Below are 23,826 nucleotides of genomic sequence, written 5' to 3'. Positions count from 1 at the left end.
TTCCCATTCCGAACAGAGAAGTTAAGCCCGCCAGCGCCGATGGTACTGCATTTATGTGGGAGAGTAGGTCGTCGCCCTCTTTTCAAGCCCGTTGTTCTCCAGAGCAACGGGCTTTTTTTATTGAATCAAACTTTCCACTAGAACTGTTTTTACTATCTTCGATGTCAGGAATGACTAATACCCGATGAAGAAAATCAACAGGAAGCCCCTTTTCTATTACAGTCTACTTTTATTTGCTGCAGCCTTACCGTTTTCCGTTGCACTAATTTCAATTGCAGCGGCGTTGGCTTTAATTTTTGCCTTTGTTAGCAGCGAGCGAAATAGCTGGGGCGATGTGTTTGCCGAACGGAAGTATCTTCTCCTGATTGTTTCGATCTATCTGATCCATGCTTTGGGGATGTTGTTTTGTAAGGATCTGGCTGCCGGCTTTTATGATTTAAATAAAGCATTGCCTTTCCTGTTGGTCCCTCTGGCTTTTTATGTTGCTCCCAAACTGACATTGGTACAGCTTCGAAATGTGATGCAACTATTCTCACTGGCAGTATTTTTTTCGGCATTAATTACCTTTTGCAAGTTCTACTGGGCGAGCGATCAATTGCTGTTAGACGCACAATTCATCGGTTTCATTCACCACATCCGTTTTAGCTTGATGATTGTTTTAGCGCTGTCCATACAGGTTTATTTGCTGGCAACCCGTTGGAAGGTGTTAGGACTGTGGTACATCGCAGCAACGATAGGAACCGGGCTTTTTATGCTGTATTTCTTATTTTGGCAGCAATCCTTAACGGGGATCATGACCTTTTGGGCTGTTCTCCTGCTTGCAATAGTCTTATTCACCCTTCATAAATCAAGCTTAAAACAGCGGCTTGTTTCAGTTTTGCTGTTAGGACTCTTGTTGGTCATGCCGGCTTTTTATTTGTACCGGGTCATCGATGACTTTTATCGTGTAGATTCGGTAGATTCCGCTCAACTACCACAGCAAACAGCATTGGGGAATCCTTACAAACACGATTTGAATAATCCGTTCACCGAAAACGGGCATCATATTGGCCTGTACTTTTGTGAAAGCGAACTTCGGGGAGCATGGAACCGGCGTTCAACAGTTGCATATGACAGCCTGGATGAAAACAAATACCGGATTAGTGATACGTTAATCCGATACCTCACTTCCCGTAATCTGACAAAAGATGATGAAGGCGTTTCCCGACTATCTGACGAAGAGATCCTGTATATTGAATCGGGTGTTAGCAATTATTTGCTGGCTACGCGCCAACTTTCGCTTTACCCGCGTTTGTATGTGAGCGTTTGGGAAATCGATAATTTCATGAAAACAGGCAATTCGAACAACAAGTCTCTGGCGCAACGGATCGAGTATCTGAAAGCGGGAAGTTCAATCTGGAAGGATCACTTTTGGTTTGGGGTAGGAACGGGCAATTGGAAAGCCGCCTATAAACAAGCCTATCACGATATGGGATCTGAGATGGATGAAAGTCAGTATGCCGACGCCCACAACCAGTACTTAGCCTGGTTGGTCCGTTTTGGTTTGATTGGCGCTGCTGCAATCCTGTTTTTACTGGCTTATCCAATGATTCAAAGCGGGCTGTTCAGCAATCCCCTGGTACTAAGCTTTGCACTTATCCTGCTCATTAGCAACCTGGGTGACTCAAACCTGGATACACATGTGGGAGGCTACTTTTTCATTTTCTTCTATTGTCTGTTCTATTCCAATCGGGAACAGTTGAAAATCGAATCGTAAGGGGAACAGTAGATCGCATTCAATACCGGAAATCATGAACGATTGGTCCTGTTATTAGCTGTTTTTTTGTTACTTTGAAGTCGCTGAAAACGGATACAATGATTCAAACAATTACCCTGATTGGTGCCGGCAACCTGGCTACGCAGCTGGGCACGGTACTACAACAAAAAGGCATTCAGATTTTGCAGGTTTACAGCCGTTCAGTTGAGTCGGCCAAAGAACTTGCCACTAAACTTGGCAGTACTTTTACCACCGATCTCGCTAAAATAAGAACGGACGCAGATTTGCTGATTTTTGCCTTGAAGGATGATGTGCTGGAAACAGTTCTCAGTCAACTGGACATCAATGGCAAGTTAATCGTTCACACGGCCGGAAGTTTGCCTATGTCGGTTTTAGCCAATCATTCCAACAAGCACGGGGTTTTTTACCCGCTGCAAACCTTTTCAAAGCAACGCGAGCTTGAGTTTAGCGAAATACCCATTTGTTTGGAAGCTTCAAGTCCGGAGATTCTCGATCGGTTGAAAGAACTTGCTTATTGCTTGTCGAATAAGGTTGAAGAGATAGATTCAGCCCAACGTCAAAGCTTGCACCTGGCAGCTGTTTTCACCTGTAACTTTGTCAACCATTTCTATTATTTAGGGAACCAGATTGTGCAAAATAACGGGATTGACTTTGAACTGTTGAAGCCGCTTATTCAGGAAACAGCAGCAAAAGTAATGGAGATAGATCCTTTTGACGCGCAAACAGGGCCGGCAAAACGATTTGATGAAGCAATCATTAACAAGCACCTGAATTTTTTAGAAGGACAGCCTGAATTGCAGGAAATCTATAGTTTTGTTTCCCGGAGTATTTTCCAGGCACATAAATCCAAATAAACATGACCTTTGTAAAAGACAAACTGAAACAAATAAAAGCCTTGGTGTTTGACATCGACGGTGTTTTGTCGATGGACACTTCTCCCTTGAATGAGGATGGTGATCCGGTTCGGACATCCAATGTGAAAGACGGTTATGCTTTGCGCAATGCCTTAAATATGGGCTACCACATTGCGATTATCACCGGTGGTGCGGTAGAGCGCGTTCGGTTGCGTTACGAAAAACTAGGCGTTCCCCACATTTATATGGGTGTTCGCGATAAAGTGCATCCACTGAATGATTTCATGGAGAAGGTTGGTGTTACCGCCGACGAAGTGCTGTACATGGGAGACGATCTGATCGATTTTCAGATTATGTCCCTGGTTGGATTTCCTTGTGCTCCGAACGATGCGGTGCACGAAATCAAAGAAATTTCTTCGTATATTTCCCATATAAACGGGGGTGAAGGCTGTGTTCGCGATATCATCGAACAAGTGATGCGCGCACAGGGTACCTGGATCAATGAAAAATCATATTACTGGAGGTCGACCTGATGATACTCAAAAATCTTGAAAATTATAAATTGGTTTTAGCTTCGGCATCGCCACGGCGTCAGCAGTTGATGAAAGATCTTGGACTTGAATTTGAAGTGAGGCCAGCTGATGTCGATGAATTTTACCCGGAGAACCTGGGGATGACTGCTATTGCGGAATACCTGGCGCAGTTAAAGGCAGACGCGCTGAACGGTGGAATGCCCGATAATGAATTGATTATTACGGCCGACACCATTGTCTGGAAAGATGATAAAGTATTGGGGAAACCCGCCGATCGGCAGGAAGCTTTTGACATGCTGAAGTCCTTATCCGGCTCGCAACACCAGGTAATTACCGGGATGCATTTGCAAAGTAAAAACAAAAGAGTGTCCTTTCACGCTGTAACCGAGGTCTGGTTTGATGAGATGAACGATGACGAGATTTATTTCTACATCGATAAATACAAACCATACGACAAAGCGGGTGCTTACGGGATCCAGGAATGGATTGGCTTTGTCGGGATCTATAAAATTGAAGGTTCCTTTTACAATGTCATGGGGCTGCCTGTGCACAAACTGTATCAGTACTTAAAGGAGTTTTAATCCGCCCCGGTTATTGACCGAACAAAAGAAGAACAGGCGATTAACTGATGAATGTCAGTTCGTTTTTCTGTTTGTGGCTTTATTTTTGCGTGCTGGCTGGTTAGCCGGCATTTTTTATTTCAGGCAGATCCGAACAGGAAAAATCAATCTAAAACGATAGTTGTTACGATGGTGAAAATTAAACTTTTATTACTGGGACTTTTAGTGCATGTCATGCTCATTGCTTCGGCACACGAAGGCATGTGGCTGCCAACCCTTTTAAAGAAATACAATATTGAAGACATGCAGCAGATGGGGTTTCGCCTCACCGCTGATGATATATACAGCGTTAACCACAACAGTATGAAAGATGCTGTGGTGCTTTTCGGCAAGGGATGTACCGGTGAAATGGTTTCGAATGAAGGACTGTTGTTCACCAACCACCATTGCGGCTACTCACAGATTCAGTCGCACAGTTCTGTTCAGCATGATTACCTGACCGATGGCTTCTGGGCTAAATCGCACGACGAAGAACTGCCGAACCCAGGGTTGACGGTGCGTTTCCTCGATCGTATGGAAGATGTGTCGGCGCAGGTGCTGGAAGGAACTGATTCGTTGCAGGGAGCTGACTTGCAAACGAAGATTCGCCGCAACATCTACGACATAAAGAAAGCGGCCCGGGACAGCAATCGCTACGATGCCGATGTGAAGCCCATCTTTAAAGGCAACCAATATTTTCTGTATGTGTACAAGGTATACCGCGATATCCGTTTAGTTGGCGCTCCGCCCTCTGCCATTGGTAAGTTTGGCGGCGACACTGACAACTGGATGTGGCCCCGTCATACCGGCGACTTTTCCATATTCCGCGTATATGCAGATAAAAACAACGAACCGGCCGACTATTCGCCCGACAATGTCCCTTATCAATCCAAGGCATTCTTCCCCGTTTCGATGAAAGGCATTCAACCTGATGATTTCATCCTGATCTTTGGTTTTCCGGGGAGCACTGATGAGTACCTGCCTTCGTTTGCCGTTGATTTATTGATGCAGCAAAGCGATCCCGACAAGATTAAAATCCGCACAAAGAAGCTCGATATTTTGCGTGCACAGATGAACGCCGATGCCAAAGTTCGTATTCAATATGCATCCAAATACGCGTCAACCAGTAACTCGTGGAAACGCTGGCAAGGAGAGATTCGCGGGCTGAAAGGCATGGGCGCGATGGATATTAAACACCAATTTGAAGCGGAATTTGAGAACTGGTACAGCCAGTCGGATGAATTGAAAGCGAAATATGCCTCGCTGCTGCCGGCTTTCGAACGACTGTATGTGGAGCTGACGCCTTACGACCGGGCCAAGAATTACTACGACGAGATTGTCACCCGCGGCACTGACATATTCAAACTGGCTTATAATATACCGCGCAATAAAGCTGCCTGGCAAAAATTGGATGCCCAAACGCAGCAGAAAATGAAAACTGAGATTCTGAAGCGGGTTGACGCCCATTTTAAAGATTACGACCAGGCAACCGACGAGCAGGTATTCACCGCTTTGCTGCGGATGTACAAAGCAGATCTCGATCCTTCGTTCCTGTCGCAGGAGCTGAAAGACTTGCTGAACAAGTATGATGATGCCAAGCTGCTGAAGAAAGTGTACCGGAGATCAGTGTTGACAGATCGCGCGAAGCTGACGGCGCTGATTCAAAACCTGGATGAAAAGGCCATCGAACGGCTGCAGAAAGATCCGATTGTTGCGTTGTACGATAATTTGCGTGGCTATTACCAGGCAAATGTTGAGCGGCCATACCAGCAAATTAACAACGCGATTGCCGGACTGCAAAAAACATACATGGCCGGGATCATGGCCATGAAAGAAGGAGAGGCCTTGTATCCCGATGCCAACTTAACCCTGCGTGTGGCTTACGGCAAAGTGGAAGGCTACAAACCGCGCGACGGCGTTATTTACAAACACTATACAACCCTCACCGGGATTATGGAGAAAGATAACCCCGACATTTACGATTACAATGTGCCGCAACGCTTACGCGATCTGTATGCCACGAAGGATTTCGGACCGTACCAGGTAAACGGAGAAGTGCCGGTGGCTTTCACGGCCTCTGTTCACACAACAGGCGGGAACTCCGGTAGTCCGGCAATTAATGCCAATGGTGAGCTGGTGGGGATCAACTTCGATCGTTGCTGGGAAGGAACCATGAGCGACATTCTCTTCGATCCGGACCAGAGCCGAAACATCATGGTCGATGTGCGTTACATCCTCTTTATCATCGATAAGTTTGCCGGTGCAGGCTACCTGCTCGATGAAATGGATCTTGTTCCGGCAAAAGCAACTGAAGCCGTTGTGAAAGAATCGCTTTAAAAGCTGGCGATCAGATTCCAGGAAGGATGACATCTTTGAATAAGGGTGTCCTCTTTTTTTTTAGACTTCCCGCTTCAGCAAATACAGCGGGTAAGCAAAATCCAGTTGGGCGTAAATCTCAAAACCGAACCTCTGGTAGAGAGGTAAATTTTCTTTGGTCGATGTTTCCAGGTAGATGGGATAGTTCAGTGCTTCGCCTTTTCGGATGATCTCCTCCAGCATTCGGCTGCCGATACCATGGCCCTGCATTTCGGGAGCAACACCCAGAAACCATAAATACAGAAAAGGCTGTTTGGGATGAAAAGCTTTGATCTTTGACTCGCGGCTCATCACGTCCCTGATGTTGGAGAGTCCCACCGATTTGAATGCCAGTTGCAGGTCGAGCAGCAAGGCTTTGACTGTGGTTTCCTTCCGGTGCGGGTACAACAATAAAGCTGCCGCCTGCTTGTCGTCCGACAGGTGTACTTCGCCCCATTGGTGGCAAACTTCAAACGAATAGTCCATCAGTGTCCGGATGCGGTTCCGGCGGCGGGCATCCTGCTTCACCACCTGCTTCACACTTTTATTGGCTTCGAATGCCGGTGTCAGGATGTTTAAAATAGCTTCTTTGTCAGCGTATCGGGCTTTGATCATGTGTTGTTTGGAGCTTTTCAATGGGTACGGAAATCGGCTTTCCGGCGAAATCAGTATGAATAGGAGACAAGACAATAAGCAACAGCTTCGAAAGTGCGCTTGGCTGTTGCGAAGAACAAAATTCCCCGTAGGTCCGGATTATAAACCAGGACCTACGGGGAATGTCGCTTAATTCAATGCGGGTTTTTCAACAAAAGGCTCAATACCCAGTTCCGGGAAGACTTCGCTGGGGTAGTAGATTGTTCCTCCGCGCGAGACCATCGAAATTGTTTTTATCGCTTTCAGATCTTTGGTCGGATCACCGGGGATTAAAAAGAAATCGGCAAGCATGCCCGGTTCTATCGCGCCGCGATCTTTCTGACCAAGATAGTTCGCCATATCGTAGCTGTCCAATTTAAGAAGTTCGGCAGGCGTGTAGCCTAATTGCTGATAAAGTTCCAGTTCCCGGTGTACATTGAAGCCACCACCTAAATCGGTACCGGGAACAATCAAAATACCGCGGTCTTTCATCATTTTCAGCGTCGCGACAATCTGATCAAACGCCTGGCTGTAGGCCGTATCTTCTTCCGCGGTTGAGATATTGGCCATGGCCTCCTTGTAACTTCGCTGCACATTGGCAGGCATGTGATCAATATAATCGAGCGCACCGGGCCATGTTTCACCGTTACGGGAAAGCAACAGCGCTTCATGAATCGCCAGTGTTGGATCGATGGCTGTTTTGTTCTTCACCATTAAGTTCAGTGTTTCCTGTACTTTGGGGCTGTTTAAATCAAGCTTGGGAAAGCGTTGCATCGCGGTAAGCCGCAACAGGGTTCGCGTGTCTTCTTCCGGTGTGAGTACCCATCCGAGCATCACCTGGTTAATGTGTGTCATTTCATCAAAGCCTGCCCGAAGCATGGCGTTCGCGTTCGAAAAAGCCGGCACATGTCCCATAACCGGCATGCCAAACTCATGTGCTTTTTTCACAATGGCCGGAGCCCAGTCGCCGTTCATGCTGTTGTATAGCTTAATCCCATAGTATCCCTTTTCGTGATAGGTTGTGACTGCCGCCAGCGCTTCTTCTTCGCTTTCAACCAGGATGCCGTTATTGGCACTGTACGGACTTTTCCCTTCAATAAATCCCATCCGTGTAATTCGCGGGCCCGCCAGCACGCCGCCTTCGATATGGTCAATAAGACTGTCCAGCACCGCATTGTCGTTACCCATGTCGCGCACCGAAGTCACCCCGGCAAGGACATTCAGCAGCGATTCATTCACGCCCATATGTGCGTGCATATCATATAAGCCGGCAACGAGCGTTCCTCCGGCACCATCAATCTCCGTTTCATTTTCACCGCTGGCATCAGCTGCATCGATGCTTACAATTTTATCACCGCTGATCAACACCGAAGAGGGGCCGGTAAGCGCCAGGGTGTGGGGATCGAACAGGCGCACATTTTTGACACGGACCTTGCCGGCATAATTGTGCGCATAGTGTTGCTGTAAATGTTCATAGCGTTCAGCCGAATACTTTGCTGCCAACTGGCGCATGGATTTTTCGATGCCTTCGAATCCCGAACGGATCACCGCAAAATGAGGATGGATGAACGCGAAATATTGCCGGTTATCATCCAGGATCAGGTAAGTGGGATTCATGTCTGCTCCCGAAATAGCGTAGGTTGTCAGAGGCAGTTGGGTTGAATCCGGTGACGTAACGGAAAATGTTTCCAGCTGTGTCAGTTTGAGTTTCCCGGCAGGAAGGGCGTTCAGCGTTGAATCCGGTGCATTCAGTAAAGCCCATGTTGAAATGAAAAGCGAATACGGGCTTCCGTTCTGATCGATATAAAGGGTCGGTTCTCCGACGGTGGCCGTGCCGCTACCGGTGACATCGACCCAACTGGCAAGCTTACCTTGCAGCTTAAAGTGCTCGTCTATTTTGTTTCCAAAGGTGGTGCTTCCTTCAATATCCCACTTCACCGGCAAACCATCCGCATTCAGAATGATGGTGTCGGCGATGGTTGGTCCGCGACCGTTATTCTTATAATCATAGTCTGTAATCAGGGTGTCGCCCGACCGGCTAAGCTTTAAATACCCAACGTTCGTTTCTCCGGTAATCACGGTAAATGATTCTTCTGACGGCAAATCAGAGAGGGAAAAGGTCCGTTCTTTCTGCGTCGTACAAGCCTGAAAAAGAACAAATACCAGTAGGCCAACAGCGCCGTAAGGAGACCATCTTTTAAGTTTCGAAGTTTTGTTCGCGAAATGCATCGTTTGGGGTTTTAGGTGAATATTCAAGTGATGTCCAAAAGCATATAACGCATTGCGTTGGCTAACGGTTCGCTTGTTCCCTGTTTACAGGCAGGACAGGACACCGTCGGCAATGTTTTCAATCACATGCTCCGAGTCATTCGGGCGAAAAACAAAGGGGGCGTGTTAGCGGCGATGATTCACGTTTTATCTTTCAGGAGCGTCTCTCCCTTGATGAGCCATGAAATGCCGAACAGTTCAACGGCGACGACTTCCATCCAGAAGGTCAGGTTTCTCGCATCATAAAATTCGGCATCAATCCATCCAAATCCTCTCAGTCCCATAACCAGCACGGCGGCAATCATTCCGATGCCACAAACCCGGTATAAACGGTTGCGCATGATTTTCATGGTCCCCCGCGTCGCTTTTGGTTTATCCGACTTTGTAAACAGAAAGAGTAACATCGTTGCCAGTAGCAAGATGAAGATACCCGCCGAGTAATAATGAACCATTATTCGGGTTGGGTTATCGGACAACACGGTATTAAAAAACGACATGTTGACGTCCGGAATGTGATCGCTTAACGGGCTCGTTGGAAATAGTACGACCAACAAAGCACAGATGCCGGCAACTAACGACAGGTAAAAGTCAACCAGCGCAGGACCTTTGTAGATAATGAGAAAAATCGCCAGCAAGCTAATCGTAATGATAAAGATCGAATCGACCCGGGTGTAGTAATAATGACTGATTGATTCCAGCTCTTCGACCCGATTCGTACTGACCCACAGAAAGAACCACAGGAAAACAGGCAGCATGATGCCCAGAATACCAATTAACCGGCGTAAGGTGATGCCTTTCTGCAACCAAATATTGTCCTCATCCGCGTGATACTCCAGGCCTAAGTTCCGTTTTAACCATTCGTTATTCGGTTCCATGATCTTGGTTTTTAGCTAATAGTGAATGACAACGGGTGGTCTCTGATCTTGTTACGTAAAAAACGGAAAGAATATACAGCCGGGTTAATTTCGCTGCCTGATGACCGACGGCAGACTATGAATGATCGCTATCCTGTTCCGCGGGCGGATCATTTTCTTCGGGTTCAATATGCACATGAACATGGCAACGCAGGATTTCATGTTTGATTTTCGTTTCAATCCGGTCGGCGATCTCGTGCGACTGCAGGATGTTCAGTTCCGGCTTGATATGGATATTCAGTTCGACAAAGAATTCCGCTCCCGCTGCTCTTACTTTCAAATCGTGATAGCGCTCAATTTCAGTCACCCCATCTAAAATCGATTTGATCTTTAAGAAGGTTTCCTCAGGAACCCGGTCTAAAAGGACATTGATGGAGCGTTTGCCCAACTGGTATGAAACGTAAACAACGATTAACGCAACGACAAGCGCTGCAATACTATCAGCAACATAAATTCCGAAACCGGAACAAATCAGGCCTAAGAGAACAACCGAGGAACTCCAGATATCCGTCGCGAAATGCAATGCATCGGCTTCCAGCGCCTGGCTGTTATGTTTCTTCGCAACCCGCATTAACGCACGCGATCGGGTGACATCTATAATAATCGAAGTCAGAACAACAATATAACTCCAAACGGTTACTTCAATATGGGTTTTGCCCGATACTAAACGGCTCACAGCTTCATAAATAATCCAGATACAGGTGATCAGCAACAGTAGGGTCTCGATCAGGGCCGAGAGATTTTCAATCTTACCATGTCCGTAATGGTGATCGCTATCGGCTGGTTTATCCGAAAACCGGACAGCAAACAAGGTTATTGCAGCCGCTACAAAATCCAATGCCGAATGCAGGGCCTCTGAGAGAATCCCCAAACTTCCGGTTAATATCCCTACAATGAATTTGAAACTGGTCAAAAATATTGCAGCAATCACGGATAAAAAGGCCACCTTATTCTTTTCCTTACCTGAATCTTCCATAACTGGTCACTGGTATGCTATAGAGCCTTTAAGCTGTAGTTCCAAAATAGGCATAAAATTTTGTTTTCTCTGCGTTCGAACACGCTGTTTTTCAGGGGTGCTTATTGCCTGAACCGGCGAACGGATTTGCGCTGTAGCGGCGAGTTATTGATCGTTTGTCAGAACGATGTAATCAAAGCCTATAGGGCTTTTGTACAGGCATAAGTTAATTTGTTGCCCGATTCGCGTATTGAACCAATAATGTCGACTGCAAACTAAGCGATGTTCCTCGCCATCAATCGTTATGATCAATGAATTAACTTCAGGGCTTCGCGAACGACTTTCTTGTCTGTACTTATGGATGATGGTGTAGTTATCGCACTTGTCAAGTTGTGAGAGGCTTTGGTTCATGACCGTTCCAACCCATAAAAAAATACCGATGAAGCCGGTTGAAATATAGAAAATCGCCAGGGGATAGTCATTTTTTATCCGGCGATTCACAGCGATGTAGCGTTTCGAACGCTTGGCGGCTAAAATCCCAACAAGCAGTCCGAAACCACCAAAAACAAACCCAAACCAGTAGGGGTGATCATAGTTGGTTATTTTATTGATCCCAATCACCGCCGTGAGAATGCCAATGAACACGGACAGGATCACTAAAAATACAATCCACAGCGGAGGATACTTTACTTTTTGGCGCTTCTTCTTACTCATTTATTGTGTTGTTCATTTATTTTAACCAGCCGGGCGCGCTGTTGTTAAAGCATGCCGCAGCCCGAATTGCTTTCGCGCTTACGGGATTGTCTGTAAAATGTTGATGCCACTTCTTTTCATCAGCTCACTGGCATTAAAATCATTACAGATACCCGGGCACAGCGCATAACTGAAAATCATCGCACCATCTTTAATCTCGCTGTTGAAACTGTAATTGGTAACCAGCCTTTTAGTTTCCGACAGCCGGGCTAGTTCGATATCGTGTGTTGCAATGATTCCCGAGGTATGGAGTTCCCTCAGTTGATTAATCAATGAAAAACCGCCTTTATGCCGGTCTTCCGAGTTTGTTCCTTTAAACATCTCGTCCAGCAGGAAAAAAACGTTTTGACTGTTTGCCATGAGTTGCAGCATCTTTTCAATCCGGTTTAATTCAGCATAAAACGAAGAAACTCCCTGCCTTAAATTATCCTGTGTTCGCATACTTGAATAGAGCTTTAGCTTCGATACCTGTCCCTGTTTGGCACAACAAGGAGCCCCCGCCAGGGCCAGTACCAGGTTCACGCCCACGGTTCTCAGAAAAGTGCTTTTCCCTCCCATATTGGAACCGGTAACCAGAACAATATTACCTTCCCCTTCGGACCGGAACGTATTACAGACCCGTTTATTCGAATTGATTAACGGATGCCCTAACGACTCGAAATAGACCGCGTGCTTTTTTTCGTGCAGCAGAGGATAGCTGTAGTCCGGGTTTGAATAGCTAAAACCGGCAAGGCTATTGATGACTTCAAACTCACTGACAACTTCGGCCCAGGCTTTTAAAAACGCTTTATTTTTCAATTTCCATTTCTCGACGCCAAGAATCAGGTAAATATCAATGAGCAGGAAACTGTTGATGAGCGGGTAAAGATAATTGCCGCCAATGGACATCTTTTTGGTGCCTCTTTGCTGCGAGAATTCCAGTAAACGGCACAGCCGGTTAATTTCATGGAATGCTGAATAGTGGCTTTTGGAGAGTACAGCCTGTAACTGGCTTAGTTTTTTTGACTTGAAATGCTCGCGCTCGATTTTGCGGATAAGTGTGCGGTAACCTCTTAAAGTGTTCAGATTCTTCTGCGAGGTTTGAACGATCTCGTCAGCGGCGGGGTTTACTTTCCGTAAAACCAGGTAATTAATCGCTAAAACAACCAGCAGGGAAACGAAATAGCCTGAAGTCATCTTGCTCATGAAAAGAGATAAGACAAGCAAGGTCACAGCCGAAAGAAGGAGTGCCGTGGCGATGTAGGCTAGCCGGTGTTTGATTAAAACGACCGGTGCTTCGACCCACGCTAACAAGTTGGCATAATCACTTTTTTTATTTTCATAGTGCATACCCGACGCCTGAAATTCCTGCCTCCACGTCAATTTTTCAGCCATTTCCTGTATCGCTTCCTGTCGGTCCTGTATCTCAGCAATGGGAGCCGGTTCCGACAGCCATTCAGCTAACAGGATCATACCCGACTCGGTGGTTGTTCGGTTCAGCAGCTGGAAAATGGAGTGTTGTCCGAAAATATCTAAATCAGCGGTGTACGGGTGATTGTGATTGATGAACCGATCGCCGGTATCGAATTTTTCCAGCTGACAGTCTTCCCGCAGGATTTCCGATTCATTGATCCCTTTCAGGAATGCGGTATGCTTTTTTAAGAAAGCGGTTTGGCTGTAGCGTTTAACGGCAATCGAAAAAGAGATGGTCAGTACTGGTAAAACAAACAGCATGGCCGTAAATAACTTGAGTTTAAACAAGTAGATCAGAATGATACTTGAAAGAACAAAAATAAGTAACCGGAGAACTGAAATACGATTCAACAACCGACTTAACCGAATTAGTTTGGTATCGTACTTTTCTATGTTGTCGCGATAAATTTTCATTGTTTATAAGTGCTTGAGGTGAATAATAGCCCAAAAGTGGTCTTCATCTGTTTTTTTTTGTGGTCTAACGATCGTGCCCGTTGTTCTTAAAGGTGGCACGGATTACAAATCCTCGCCAGCGAGGGGGATTACAAATCCTCGCCAGCGAGGGGGATTACAAATCCTCGCCAGCGAGGGTCTTTTATACATTGCTGGCAACTGTTATTTTATTTTTCATCATTAAGTTTAATCCATTTGAGTCGGGTTTTCGGATATCTATTTGTTGTCGGACTTAAAATTAGGGTGTCCCCGGAGAATAGATAGTTTCGTTTTGCAACTGTACCCAACATATTCTGGTAATTAGCAGATTCGATATGGTGTTCAATAACTTTGAGTGAGTCATTAACTCGGTATTTTCCGAAATAAACAAAATTGTCAGCTAAATGTCTTAAGTCGGCGGTTGTTAGGCTATCGAGTCCGCCACTTCCTTCAAAAACATATTTGTCATAGTTTTCAGTAACGTGATGTACACCCATTCCTCCTTTGCCGTCATAGATGATAAATCCCTTTCGGTTTTTGTAATTGTCTTGTCTCGGCACCCAACCATCAGTTGAATCAACTTGAGTTTCTACACGATCAAGAGTCCATCTTCCCGTAAACTTCGCAAAATCAGATGTTTCATTTTCCTTTTTACAGGAATGAAGTAATGTTATTGTGATTGCGAAGTACAAATATCTCTGAAACATATGTTTTTAATTTTTGCCAACGGTAAATAGTATGAGCAGTAGCGGTTTGCAAGATGCTTGCTCGTCAAGTTACGAAACTTTACAAAAGATATTAATCGGTTAGTATTATTTGTTTCACGAAGGATCTCACCGATGCTTATGCTTTGCACGAATGCACGTGGTTCTTAAAGGTGTCACGGATTAAAAATCTGCGCCGGCGGAGGCACAAATTCAAATTTTATTCGCTCTCCAATTTTCGCTAAGCTAATTATTAAATTCGACGATGCTTTCTTCCACTAATTTTTGAAATTCTTCCGGTTTTTCCCAGAAAACCAAATGCCCGACATCTTTAATTATTTTTGCCTGAAATCCGGGAACATATTTTCTGATTATTTCAATTTCCGTTGGATGTATATCAGAATTTATAGCATGCAGAGAAACCTGTAAATTTTTCAGTGCATTCACACAGTCATTATTCATCCACTTTATATTTTCGTGAAAAGACTCCATCCATCCAATTCTTGACGAACTAGCAGGATAGAGATTCATTACCCGGGCGTAAATTGCTTCCTGATTATTTTTATAGAATCCCATTTTTACCAGTTTTTCATTGGTCATGTCATCCAATAAGTCGAACATGATACTGTCCAAAACCGGAACCATTTGTGGCGGTATTTTCATCTCCGGATTTTGGATATTGTCCACAATAATAACCCCTTTAACTTTATCAGGAATTTGATTTGCAGTTTCTATTGCAACGGCAGCGCCCATGGAAAATCCCACCAAAACAACGTCATTCAGTTTTAATTTATTCACGACTGCTGTTACATCGTTTGAAAAAGCTTGCATGGTCCAAATGGTGCGGTTATTACCCGACTCTCCTGAGCCTGCAAGATCAACTGCCACAGATTGGTATTTTGAAGAGAAATGTTTCATCTGGTCATCCCAAATGGTCCTTGGATTTGTCCAGCCATGAATAAAAACAATGGCAGGATTACCTTTACCCAAACTTTCAAAAGCTATTTGAACACCGTCGGTTGAATACGTAGTATTCGTTGTTTCGTTTTTACAACCTGTAATCATTAAGAATAAGGTTAAAAAGACCGGGAAGAATAATGAGCTGGCTTTCATGATATTAATTCTTGGTGTGAATTAAAGTTATAAACATTTCTCAATACCGGATAACTTTCGGTTATGATATTCATTTTTAACGGACTAGAAAAAAGGGAAATGTTTTTTGAATTGTACTGCCAACGGAAAGTGTATGTTGCGTACCGGTGTATTATATTTCGTTTATAGCATCAATTTTTGCATAACTTTTAATTCGGACATTTGCAGCCATAAAAACAGCTCCTTTCGGCACTGCTCTCTTGCAAACCGGTTTTATGGCTTGTTGCTTAGTTGGTTGCCATCGACATCTATCCGGAACCAGTCGTTACTGGTCATCTTCTGATGCCCGTCTTTATCGGGTTCTCCCGGATCGCAACTGTATGATACCCGGGCTGCTCCCTGTTTAAAAGGTGTTGCGCATTGAAATTGGGGTTTAATGACGATTTCCCCTTTGCGATTCGCATAGCCAATTTTGCCCTGTTGTATGATCCGGAATCTGTTGTTGATAATTCTGTCCGGCCCGTTATCAAACCAATAGACTTCATACAAGAAATTTTCTCTTCTATCGATTGCAATCGCTTTTTCTCCTTTGTGCATGACGATTCCAAAATCAATGATGGTATCAGTTAAGCAATACGCATATTTTCCAATTGGAATAATGGTGTCCCCGTCCTGGTTGGCATAGCCGCAAGGAACCCCCAGTTCGTACAAGCCTTCATTAATCCGGAATAATGTATCGGTTTGATGGGGCAGGGTCGTTCGCCCAACTGCGATCAACATGTTTTTTGGGATGGTAATTCTAAATTTATCATCCAACGATGCACCATTGGTGTAATACCCAAAACATGCACTTCTGACAATGATCCCGCGATTGAAAAGTTGGATTTGATAACAACCATCGCCTTTCATCGCCTGGTTGAAACAGATCGTTCCCCGCACCACCTTATCGGGTGTTACCTCATAAAATATGGTGGGATCCCCATTCGAACTTATTTTGATACTGTCGAATGTTGTACCCGATTCGTTTTGAATGATAACTTTAGGGTGATCCCGAATACATGATACCGATAGCGCAACGAAGAATAAGAGGACTAAGCTTTTCATGACTCGACTGGTTTTTGCGTTTTGCATTGAAGCGTGTGGTTTTGAAAGGTGGCACGGATTACAAATCCGCGCCAGCGGGGGGGAAAACGAGGATACGAAGCTATGCTCACGTACTACGAAAAAGTTACCCCACATCTTAATGAACCGCCGTATACGTGCCTGAGATTTGAATGTCCAGTGGACATTCGGATTGAAAGGGAGGAGCGAAGCTCGCGTACGTACGGTGGTGTGAGAGGCTCTCCCCGTCAGTTCTTACTGGCGGGGCAGTCTACTCGATTATAGCCCGTTTTTTCATTATTTAATTCTCTTTCTAATAATCCAATAATTTCTCAACAAGTGCCATATAAAATCCCAAACTAAAAGTATTGGAAAAGCCAAGAACAACTTATTGTCTGTCAAAAAATAGCCTGTCAAACAACCGATAACGATTAATAATTTTATTACCACTTCATAGGTAGGCGAAACAAAGTCAAGTGTCACACATTTGCGACCATTTTCATCAATTATTTGTCCATTTATTTTTAATACTCTACTTGTCCTTGAGCCAGAACTTAAATTGCCATATTGGATGTACTTAATAAACTTAAATCCTTTTTGATTTACCTCTCCAGAATAGAATGCGTGTCGATTCTCTCTTATTTGTTGGTAAAACTTTCTTTGAAAAAGTGAAAATGGGAAAAAGAAAATACTGTCTGGCGGTTTTAAAATCAATGATTTCAATGACTTTGTTATCTCACTGTTTTCTTTATTCGTTTTTATCGATGATTTAAAAATCTTCATAAATTTTAAGTTGTCAGAATTGCGATTTCAAAATGGGCTATAACGGACAAGTATATGCAAATGTGGGCGATTGCGGGCTTCAAACTTATCAAACCGTGAAAATTTAAAGCGAGCTACAACCCTTGAATTCACTACAATCTCGCCCATTTTGTATATACAGTGTTATGCCCTGGCATTCTTAGTTTAATATACTTTCAATATCCGTTATCATCCTATTGAATTCATCTATATCTATTGGATTTTCATTGCGTTCTGTGCCATTATGCATTTGACCTCCAGAAACACGTCCATGTATTCTCTCTAAAGAATCTACAATTTCAGAACCATTTTTTATATTCTTTAATTCAGCCCATGCAATTCGACTATTCTTATTACTAAATCTTGTTGGTACTTGATGATTGAAAATAACTTCATCTATTGTGCATTCAACAGATAAACGTAAAAGGTTTGCAACTTTCGTATCGTCTTCAAATGGTATTTGGTTAAGCAATCTTTTTGCATCTTTAATATGATTCTTTGCGTAATTTCCTTTGTAATTTCTTAATACCCCTTTCATATGTTTACTTTGAGCTATTACCTCGTAAACCTTTATATGCTTACCTTGATTCTTGTTGCAATCAGTATCTGTTGTTTTACAAATATGATTGTTTTTGGATGTTTCAAAGGAATCAAGAAACAGCCTGTTATGATTAAATATTATAATCTGATTGTCAAGATTCAATAGTCTTTCTGCAAACTTACCTGCAATTTTATGGTCTAAACTATTTACAGGGTCATCAAGGGCAATTGGATTCTTTTGCTTTTGCATCCTTACTTCTGCAATAAATAGTGCTAAAGCTACAGCTTTTTGCTCGCCTTCACTTAATATCGATTTTATTGCATTACTTCTAGTTAAAACCAATTTAGTACTTGAAACTCCTTTTCTTGTTCCAGCATTTTCTATTTTAACATCAAGGTTGGGGTATCCAATGAAAGCTAGTTCTTCATTAAATTTAACTTTCAATGCTTCTGTTAATAAATCATCGTTCGCTGTTTTTGAGAGGGAACTTAATTGCCTTGTGTTTATTTTGTTGGCTTTCTTTTTCAAAATACTTTCTTCGACAGTTAATCCCATCCATTTCTCTATGTTGCCTTTTTGAAGGCTTATTGCTTGATTCTCTTTTAGATTTTTTAGTTTTTGCTCTATCAACCGTATTTTTTCCTTTTTTTCAGAATCTTCTTTGGAATAATTGTCAATTTGAATTTTTAAATCCTCTGAAATAGCATTTAACTCTGTCGTTAAAGGGATTATATCAAGAATAGATACTTTAAAGTTAGAATCTTCTTTATTTATCAATTCAACTAAATTTGCTTTTACATTTTTATAATTGTTGATAGTCAGAACAACTAAATCATATAGCGATTTCTCATTCTTATGTTTTTCTTTTAATATCGAATTAGTATTTTCAATTATTTGATACTCTAATGAAAGTCCCTCAATTTCTTTGAGTTTTGAATGAAGTATTGTTACAGCTTGCTTTAGCTCACGTTCTGAATTGTCTTGCAAAAATGAGCCATAAGCTTGAAGTATCTTGACGGAATTGTCACTTTGAAGTTCTTGCATACAATAAGGACAAACACCTTCATTATTTTCTAAGGTCTTTGAGTACGCTTGCCCTGTAATAATAAATTCTTTCCATTCCTTAGTATTACTTGATGGAATACTATTTAATACATCAAATTGCTCTTTTGCTTGATTGTTTGCAACTTGCTTTTCTTTCTTAACGTCAATTAGTTTCTTCGATTCTGTAATACATTCTGATAATACTCTGTGATTATTTGTCAGCCATTCCTTCAAATTCAAAATACTGCTTCTACTATCAGTTAATATCTTAATCTTATCTTGTATGTTTACTTGTTTTAAAGTTTTTATTTCTTTATTTAAGTCCTCCAGTTTTTTTCCATTTTCATCAGAAAAGTCAAAGAGTTTTATTATTTCTTTTTTTCTTGTTTCAGTCAAGTTATGATTTTGAAATACACTCTGAATTTCCTCCGAAATATTTGTCAAATCTATATTAGGCTTCTGAATTCTTTTTTTATCTGCATTTATACCAAGTTGATTCTTAAACTTATCCAATAAATCAATAAGATATGTAAATATGTTTAGTCCTAAAGGTTGAATTAAAGTAGTGTCATTTTGCCTAGTTTCCAGTAAACCATTCAAATAAGAAGTGTCGAACACTTTACATTTATTTAGTTTTTCTAAAGAGCGTGAATTTCCGACCCAATTTACAGTTGTTTGATTTCGAAATTCCTTATAACTAATCTCAACATCAATCTCAGAAGGATTATCTTTATAAATATTTGGCAATATTTCCTTTATTTGATTACCACCAACAATCTCATTTATAATTTTAAAATATCCACTTTTACCAGCACCATTAAGACCATTAATTATAGTAATATCATCATGAAACTTAATAATTTGGTTTTCAGTTAGAGCATTAACACCTTCCTTATGAACTAACTTTGTCAGTATGATTTCCGCGTCACTATCACTGTCTACTATGTTTGGTATTGTATATTCAATTGCAGTCGAATCTTGTAAACATTTAAAGATTTCTGTTTTCCTATCACTTGAAATTGAACCATTAGTTTCAATCGCAGAGTAAATCAGTGCTTTTAACCAGTCTTCTTGTGAGCTAGCAAATTCAATCAAATATTCTTTAGCATTACTTTTCATAGTCGTAGGTCTCTATTTTGCTTGGGCATAACGTCAGTATATATACTTGTGCATTATATTCCGCTTATATCTTCAATCTTGCAATACCTTTTAATTCAGGTATTTTCAGCCATAGAAGCAGCTCCTTTCGGCACTGCTCTCTTGCAAATCATTTTCCTACGATGCCACATTCAGGAATCGCTTTTATTGATTCGGTATCGTCAGCGCATCAGGTGGATTTCTATTGTTTTTGCAAGCCTTGAAAGTTGTCACAGGCATTACTTGCTATCGTGGTTAACGTCGCTTGGTATGATCTGCTTATGGGCGGACATGGGAGCTAATTAACATTCGTTCGTCAATTTACGAAACTTTATAAAAGATATTAATCTGTTAATATTATTTAGCATCATTCTATATAACGGCCAGGAGCGGGAGGTGCCAACCAGCACCAGGTGATCGGTTGCGACGAATACTTCTGATTATCAGCGGCAAGCTGCAAACCGCGTGGTGTCGGTCATTGAGCGATCTGCTCACTGTCGTTGAGGCTACGATTCGGGCCGGGAAGGAGCGGGGAATTGGCAAACTGGTTGGAATCAAAATTTTGTCAATCAGTTGTTTTTGTTCAGTTCAAATAGCTAAGGCATTGACTTTGAGGTTCAAATTTTAGAAATTGTATGTTGTTCGATTCGATAAACTTATGTTATCAGCTATTTTACAAGCCATTTACACCGAGCTGGAAGAGAACTGCCATTACACCCGGCCTTACGGGGAGCGGCTGATTCCGTTGTTACAACAGCTCGAACGCGAAGCCGGAAGTGAACTGTCGGAGGCCTTGCAATTTCACGATTTCGAGATCGGTCGCTTTTTATTGAAAACGGGCCGGGTGTCGGATCGCATCTGGGTTTTGCTCGATGGCGTGGCCCGGGAATATATGGAAGACGAAAAGAAGTGCTATGTGACCCGTTTGTTCTACCCTGGCGAGTTTGTTGGCAATTACAACAGCTCGTTTAACCGCTGTCGCTCGCAGGTTTCGATTCAGCTGGCGACACCCTCCCGCGTGTTAAGCCTGGAATGGAAGCAGATTCGGTTGCTGGAGCAAAAATACCCCGTGGTAACCATCCTCGAAAAACTGATTTTTTTAGGGGCCACCGAGCAACGCAAACATCATGCTTTTTGTCTGCGGCAACTTTCGGCCAGCGACTTCTACGTGCATTTGCGTGAAACACATCCCGGTCTGGATAAGCAAGTTTCTCTGACCATTATTGCCAACTGCATGGGCATTAAACTTTCGAGCCTCAGCCGCATTCGCTCACAACTCGGTATTTCTGACGCTCAGTTCGGAAAGGCCTAAATTCCGTATTTCTGTGTTTTTCGTTGTAACTAACAATTAATCAGGTTGTTTTGGGCGTTTTTGCTGTTTTTTGCCATTTGTCCTATGCGAAATCAAGCGGTTTATTTCTGTTGTAATTTAGTTTACGGAAAGTTCATTGACACCTATGATCACAAATCCCAGACCATGCTGGCGTGCCGTATTGCAACCTTACAACGGCTTATTGTCATATTACCAAGCTCCATTGTAATATTGCAGAGCTCCATTGTAATATTGCAGAGCGTCATTGTAATATTGCAGAGCGCCATTGTAATATTGCAGAGCCTCATTGTAATATTGCAAAGCGCCATTGTAATATTGCAAAGCGGCGTTGCAATATTGCAAAGCGGCCGGAAATTACTAAAAGGGGTGCGGGAAATCCGGGCCGAAAGGTCGCGCAGGCAGGTTTGGTTTTTTGTGGTTCGTAGGCTTCACGGGGCATTCCGGAATTTTCGGAGTATTCATTTAATTTGATAAAGATGACCACATTTAGGGTTATTACAAGTTATAGCCGGCTGACTGATGCCAAATTAGGGTTTCAGTCGCAGCTGGTTTATGATTCGCTGAATGCGAATCCGGCTTTTGTCTGGGAAGAAGGGGTTATGGCCAATTTCCAGCTTGAGATTACAGCTTATCTTAGCCTACTCGAGACAGTGACCAATGGTAATCCGAACGATGTGCTGAAAAAGAACATCGCGAAGAAGACCCTGGCCAGTGACATGCGTTTGCTCGCCCAGGAGGTGAATATACAGGCAGCAAACGATGTCGTGAAGTTACAGTCGAGTGGTTTTACCCTGGCAAAGAACCCGGTGAAAGTCGGCCCGCTGCCGAAACCAACCAATTTTGAGGTGACAAGCGGACTGAATACGGGTGAACTCTTCTTTACAGTCGATGCAAACACCAAGTGTAAAATGTACCAGTTCTTTTATACCGGCATGCCGGCAACAGGAGACAACGGACAGATGCACCAGGTTTCGGCGACGACTCATCGGAAAAACATCACCGGTTTTACACCTGGCACGCAGTACAAATGCCTCTGTGCTTACCAGGGAAGTGAAGACACGCTGGTGTATAGCGAACCATTCTACATTTATGCCCAGTAGGGATAAAGAAAAGGCTTTCGGAAACGGAGGCTTTTTTTTTGTGGCGGGGTGCGGGTTACTAGTTTCGGGTTGTGAGTTTCGGGTTCCGAGTTTCGCTACTGCGACTACGACTGCGACTGTGACTGACCACTGTGACTGTGACTGCGACTGACCACTGATCACTTCCTCCTGCGTCCTGCTCTCTGCCCGCTGACTTTCCCGCTGACTTTCCCTTTGGCTCGCGGCTCCCGGCCCGCACGAGTAGCACTGGGGGTGTTTTCAATTGTTTTGGATGAATCGGACACCAGTGTTTGAATTACTTTGAGCTCTTTTCTGGTCAGGTGGCGCCACTTTCCAAGCGGAACATCTAAATTGATATTCATGATCCGGTAGCGTTCCAGCTGGCTGACCTTGTTGCCCAGGTATTCACACATCCGCCTGATTTGGCGGTTTAAACCCTGGGTGAGAATAATCCGAAAACGAAACTTATCGATCTGTTCCACAAAACATTTCTTGGTCACGGTTCCCAGGATCGGAACGCCATTTCCCATTTTCTGAATGAACGATTTGGTGATTGGTTGCTCAACGGTCACCAGGTATTCCTTTTCATGATTGTTGCTGGCACGAAGAATCTTGTTGACGATATCGCCATCGTTTGTCAACAGAATTAAGCCCTGGCTATCTTTATCGAGGCGGCCAATCGGGAAAATGCGTTCGCTGTAATTGATAAAGTCAATGATGTTGTTTTTCTCCCTGACGGTGTCGGTGGTACACACAATTCCCCGGGGTTTATTAAAAGCCAGGTAAACCATTTTATTTTCTTTGCCGGCAAGCGGCTTCCCGTCTAAACGAACGTCATCGTTAGCGGATACTTTACTCCCCATCTCGGCAATCGCGCCGTTGATGGTTACCCGCTTTTGCTCAATGAATTTATCGGCTTCCCTGCGCGAGCAGTAGCCAATTTCACTGAAATACTTATTCACCCGAACTGAATTCTCATCTTCCATATCGGGCGGAAAGTTAGTGAATTCGGTTTAATTTCCGGTGGTTTTGCAAGCGGGTTTTAGGAAGCGGAGGGCTGGCAATCGGACTTTTGCGAACAAGGAGCGTGCGGGGAGAGTTGTTTTTTAGCGGAGGCTAAAATCCCCCAATTGTATTGGGGGTGATGCACATTTAATCCCTTCGGGATTTTTTAAGCAAGAGGCTCTGAATCTTTTTTTATCAACTCACCCTGATAACGTCTGCGACATTATCGTCCCTGTCTACCAGTAGAGAGGGGATGAGCCGGGATGCCTGAGAGGCAACTTAAATGAGGCCGGTTGTCGCAGTTGCTGATCGGAACGTGTGCGTTGGCCGTCAAAACGCCCGGGGGAGGGTTCGTTTTGACAAGATTTTGGTATACTTTTCATCGAATGGAAAAGTATAGGCCCGTCCGGCCAGAGGACGATATACTAAAAGAGAGAAGGATT

At 43.4% G+C, this 23,826-nt stretch carries 20 protein-coding genes and 1 rRNA gene; 8 read left to right on the top strand and 13 right to left on the bottom strand.

Going from position 1 to position 23,826, the window contains the following annotated elements:
* The 6 genes from rrf to GJV22_RS21940 all read left to right on the top strand — a co-directional run.
* Nucleotides 1–80 (top strand): 5S ribosomal RNA (gene rrf, locus GJV22_RS21965); the annotation flags it as partial.
* Nucleotides 81–184: 104 nt separating this feature from the next.
* Nucleotides 185–1,756 (top strand): O-antigen ligase family protein, encoded by a 1,572-nt coding sequence (locus GJV22_RS21960; protein ID WP_163718761.1) that lies wholly within the window; start codon nucleotides 185–187, stop codon nucleotides 1,754–1,756.
* Between the two features lie 98 nt (nucleotides 1,757–1,854).
* A complete protein-coding gene (locus tag GJV22_RS21955) occupies nucleotides 1,855–2,631 on the top strand; it encodes a Rossmann-like and DUF2520 domain-containing protein (protein ID WP_163718759.1) in 777 nt (258 codons plus the stop codon).
* Nucleotides 2,632–2,633: 2 nt separating this feature from the next.
* The gene (locus GJV22_RS21950; RefSeq protein ID WP_163718758.1) at nucleotides 2,634–3,164 is read left to right on the top strand and encodes a KdsC family phosphatase; all 531 of its coding nucleotides are present in this window, start codon (nucleotides 2,634–2,636) and stop codon (nucleotides 3,162–3,164) included.
* Nucleotides 3,164–3,745 (top strand): Maf-like protein, encoded by a 582-nt coding sequence (locus GJV22_RS21945; RefSeq protein WP_205462008.1) that lies wholly within the window; start codon nucleotides 3,164–3,166, stop codon nucleotides 3,743–3,745. Before GJV22_RS21950 ends, GJV22_RS21945 begins: the two co-directional genes overlap by 1 nt.
* Nucleotides 3,746–3,913: 168 nt before the next feature.
* Nucleotides 3,914–6,100, top strand: coding sequence for a S46 family peptidase (locus tag GJV22_RS21940; RefSeq protein WP_163718756.1), 2,187 nt, complete (start codon nucleotides 3,914–3,916; stop codon nucleotides 6,098–6,100).
* Between the two features lie 60 nt (nucleotides 6,101–6,160).
* Here the strand turns inward: GJV22_RS21940 and GJV22_RS21935 are convergent, their stop codons facing one another.
* The 11 genes from GJV22_RS21935 to GJV22_RS21885 all read right to left on the bottom strand — a co-directional run bounded on the left by GJV22_RS21935 (nucleotide 6,161) and on the right by GJV22_RS21885 (nucleotide 19,927).
* Complete coding sequence (locus tag GJV22_RS21935; RefSeq protein WP_163718754.1) at nucleotides 6,161–6,733, bottom strand: GNAT family N-acetyltransferase; 573 nt, start codon at nucleotides 6,731–6,733, stop codon at nucleotides 6,161–6,163.
* 168 nt (nucleotides 6,734–6,901) lie between these two features.
* Nucleotides 6,902–8,980, bottom strand: a complete 2,079-nt coding sequence (locus tag GJV22_RS21930) for an amidohydrolase family protein (RefSeq protein ID WP_163718752.1) — start codon at nucleotides 8,978–8,980, stop codon at nucleotides 6,902–6,904.
* Between the two features lie 179 nt (nucleotides 8,981–9,159).
* Nucleotides 9,160–9,894 carry a hypothetical protein gene (locus tag GJV22_RS21925; RefSeq protein ID WP_163718750.1) on the bottom strand — a complete coding sequence of 245 codons (735 nt, stop codon included), beginning with the start codon at nucleotides 9,892–9,894 and terminating at the stop codon, nucleotides 9,160–9,162.
* 115 nt (nucleotides 9,895–10,009) lie between these two features.
* A complete protein-coding gene (locus GJV22_RS21920) occupies nucleotides 10,010–10,909 on the bottom strand; it encodes a cation diffusion facilitator family transporter (RefSeq protein ID WP_163718748.1) in 900 nt (299 codons plus the stop codon).
* 144 nt (nucleotides 10,910–11,053) lie between these two features.
* Nucleotides 11,054–11,602, bottom strand: coding sequence for a CD20-like domain-containing protein (locus tag GJV22_RS21915; protein ID WP_163718746.1), 549 nt, complete (start codon nucleotides 11,600–11,602; stop codon nucleotides 11,054–11,056).
* A 78-nt stretch (nucleotides 11,603–11,680) separates the two neighbouring features.
* Nucleotides 11,681–13,507, bottom strand: a complete 1,827-nt coding sequence (locus GJV22_RS21910) for a MutS-related protein (protein ID WP_163718744.1) — start codon at nucleotides 13,505–13,507, stop codon at nucleotides 11,681–11,683.
* Nucleotides 13,508–13,713: 206 nt separating this feature from the next.
* On the bottom strand, nucleotides 13,714–14,232 hold the full coding sequence (locus GJV22_RS21905) for a lipocalin-like domain-containing protein (protein ID WP_163718742.1): 519 nt from the start codon (nucleotides 14,230–14,232) through the stop codon (nucleotides 13,714–13,716).
* Nucleotides 14,233–14,475: 243 nt separating this feature from the next.
* On the bottom strand, nucleotides 14,476–15,342 hold the full coding sequence (locus GJV22_RS21900) for an alpha/beta fold hydrolase (RefSeq protein WP_163718740.1): 867 nt from the start codon (nucleotides 15,340–15,342) through the stop codon (nucleotides 14,476–14,478).
* 252 nt (nucleotides 15,343–15,594) lie between these two features.
* Nucleotides 15,595–16,425 carry a WG repeat-containing protein gene (locus tag GJV22_RS21895; protein ID WP_163718739.1) on the bottom strand — a complete coding sequence of 277 codons (831 nt, stop codon included), beginning with the start codon at nucleotides 16,423–16,425 and terminating at the stop codon, nucleotides 15,595–15,597.
* Nucleotides 16,426–16,719: 294 nt separating this feature from the next.
* Nucleotides 16,720–17,205 carry a hypothetical protein gene (locus GJV22_RS21890; RefSeq protein ID WP_163718737.1) on the bottom strand — a complete coding sequence of 162 codons (486 nt, stop codon included), beginning with the start codon at nucleotides 17,203–17,205 and terminating at the stop codon, nucleotides 16,720–16,722.
* A gap of 178 nt (nucleotides 17,206–17,383) precedes the next feature.
* On the bottom strand, nucleotides 17,384–19,927 hold the full coding sequence (locus GJV22_RS21885) for an AAA family ATPase (RefSeq protein ID WP_163718735.1): 2,544 nt from the start codon (nucleotides 19,925–19,927) through the stop codon (nucleotides 17,384–17,386).
* Nucleotides 19,928–20,603: 676 nt separating this feature from the next.
* On the opposite strand from GJV22_RS21885, the gene GJV22_RS21880 reads away from it, so the two are divergent.
* Nucleotides 20,604–21,257, top strand: a complete 654-nt coding sequence (locus GJV22_RS21880) for a Crp/Fnr family transcriptional regulator (RefSeq protein WP_163718733.1) — start codon at nucleotides 20,604–20,606, stop codon at nucleotides 21,255–21,257.
* A 210-nt stretch (nucleotides 21,258–21,467) separates the two neighbouring features.
* Here GJV22_RS21880 and GJV22_RS21875 read toward each other — a convergent pair whose 3' ends face one another.
* On the bottom strand, nucleotides 21,468–21,620 hold the full coding sequence (locus GJV22_RS21875; protein WP_163718731.1) for a hypothetical protein: 153 nt from the start codon (nucleotides 21,618–21,620) through the stop codon (nucleotides 21,468–21,470).
* A gap of 134 nt (nucleotides 21,621–21,754) precedes the next feature.
* On the opposite strand from GJV22_RS21875, the gene GJV22_RS21870 reads away from it, so the two are divergent.
* Nucleotides 21,755–22,378 carry a hypothetical protein gene (locus tag GJV22_RS21870; RefSeq protein WP_163718729.1) on the top strand — a complete coding sequence of 208 codons (624 nt, stop codon included), beginning with the start codon at nucleotides 21,755–21,757 and terminating at the stop codon, nucleotides 22,376–22,378.
* 158 nt (nucleotides 22,379–22,536) lie between these two features.
* Here the strand turns inward: GJV22_RS21870 and rluF are convergent, their stop codons facing one another.
* A complete protein-coding gene (gene rluF, locus GJV22_RS21865) occupies nucleotides 22,537–23,364 on the bottom strand; it encodes a 23S rRNA pseudouridine(2604) synthase RluF (RefSeq protein WP_163718727.1) in 828 nt (275 codons plus the stop codon).
* Nucleotides 23,365–23,826: the final 462 nt, after the last annotated feature.

It is taken from the genome of Mangrovibacterium lignilyticum (genome assembly GCF_010882175.1).
Classification (GTDB): domain Bacteria; phylum Bacteroidota; class Bacteroidia; order Bacteroidales; family Prolixibacteraceae; genus Mangrovibacterium; species Mangrovibacterium lignilyticum.
The sequence above is the reverse complement of the archived record's forward strand: the minus strand, read 5'-3'. Positions and strand labels throughout refer to the sequence as shown.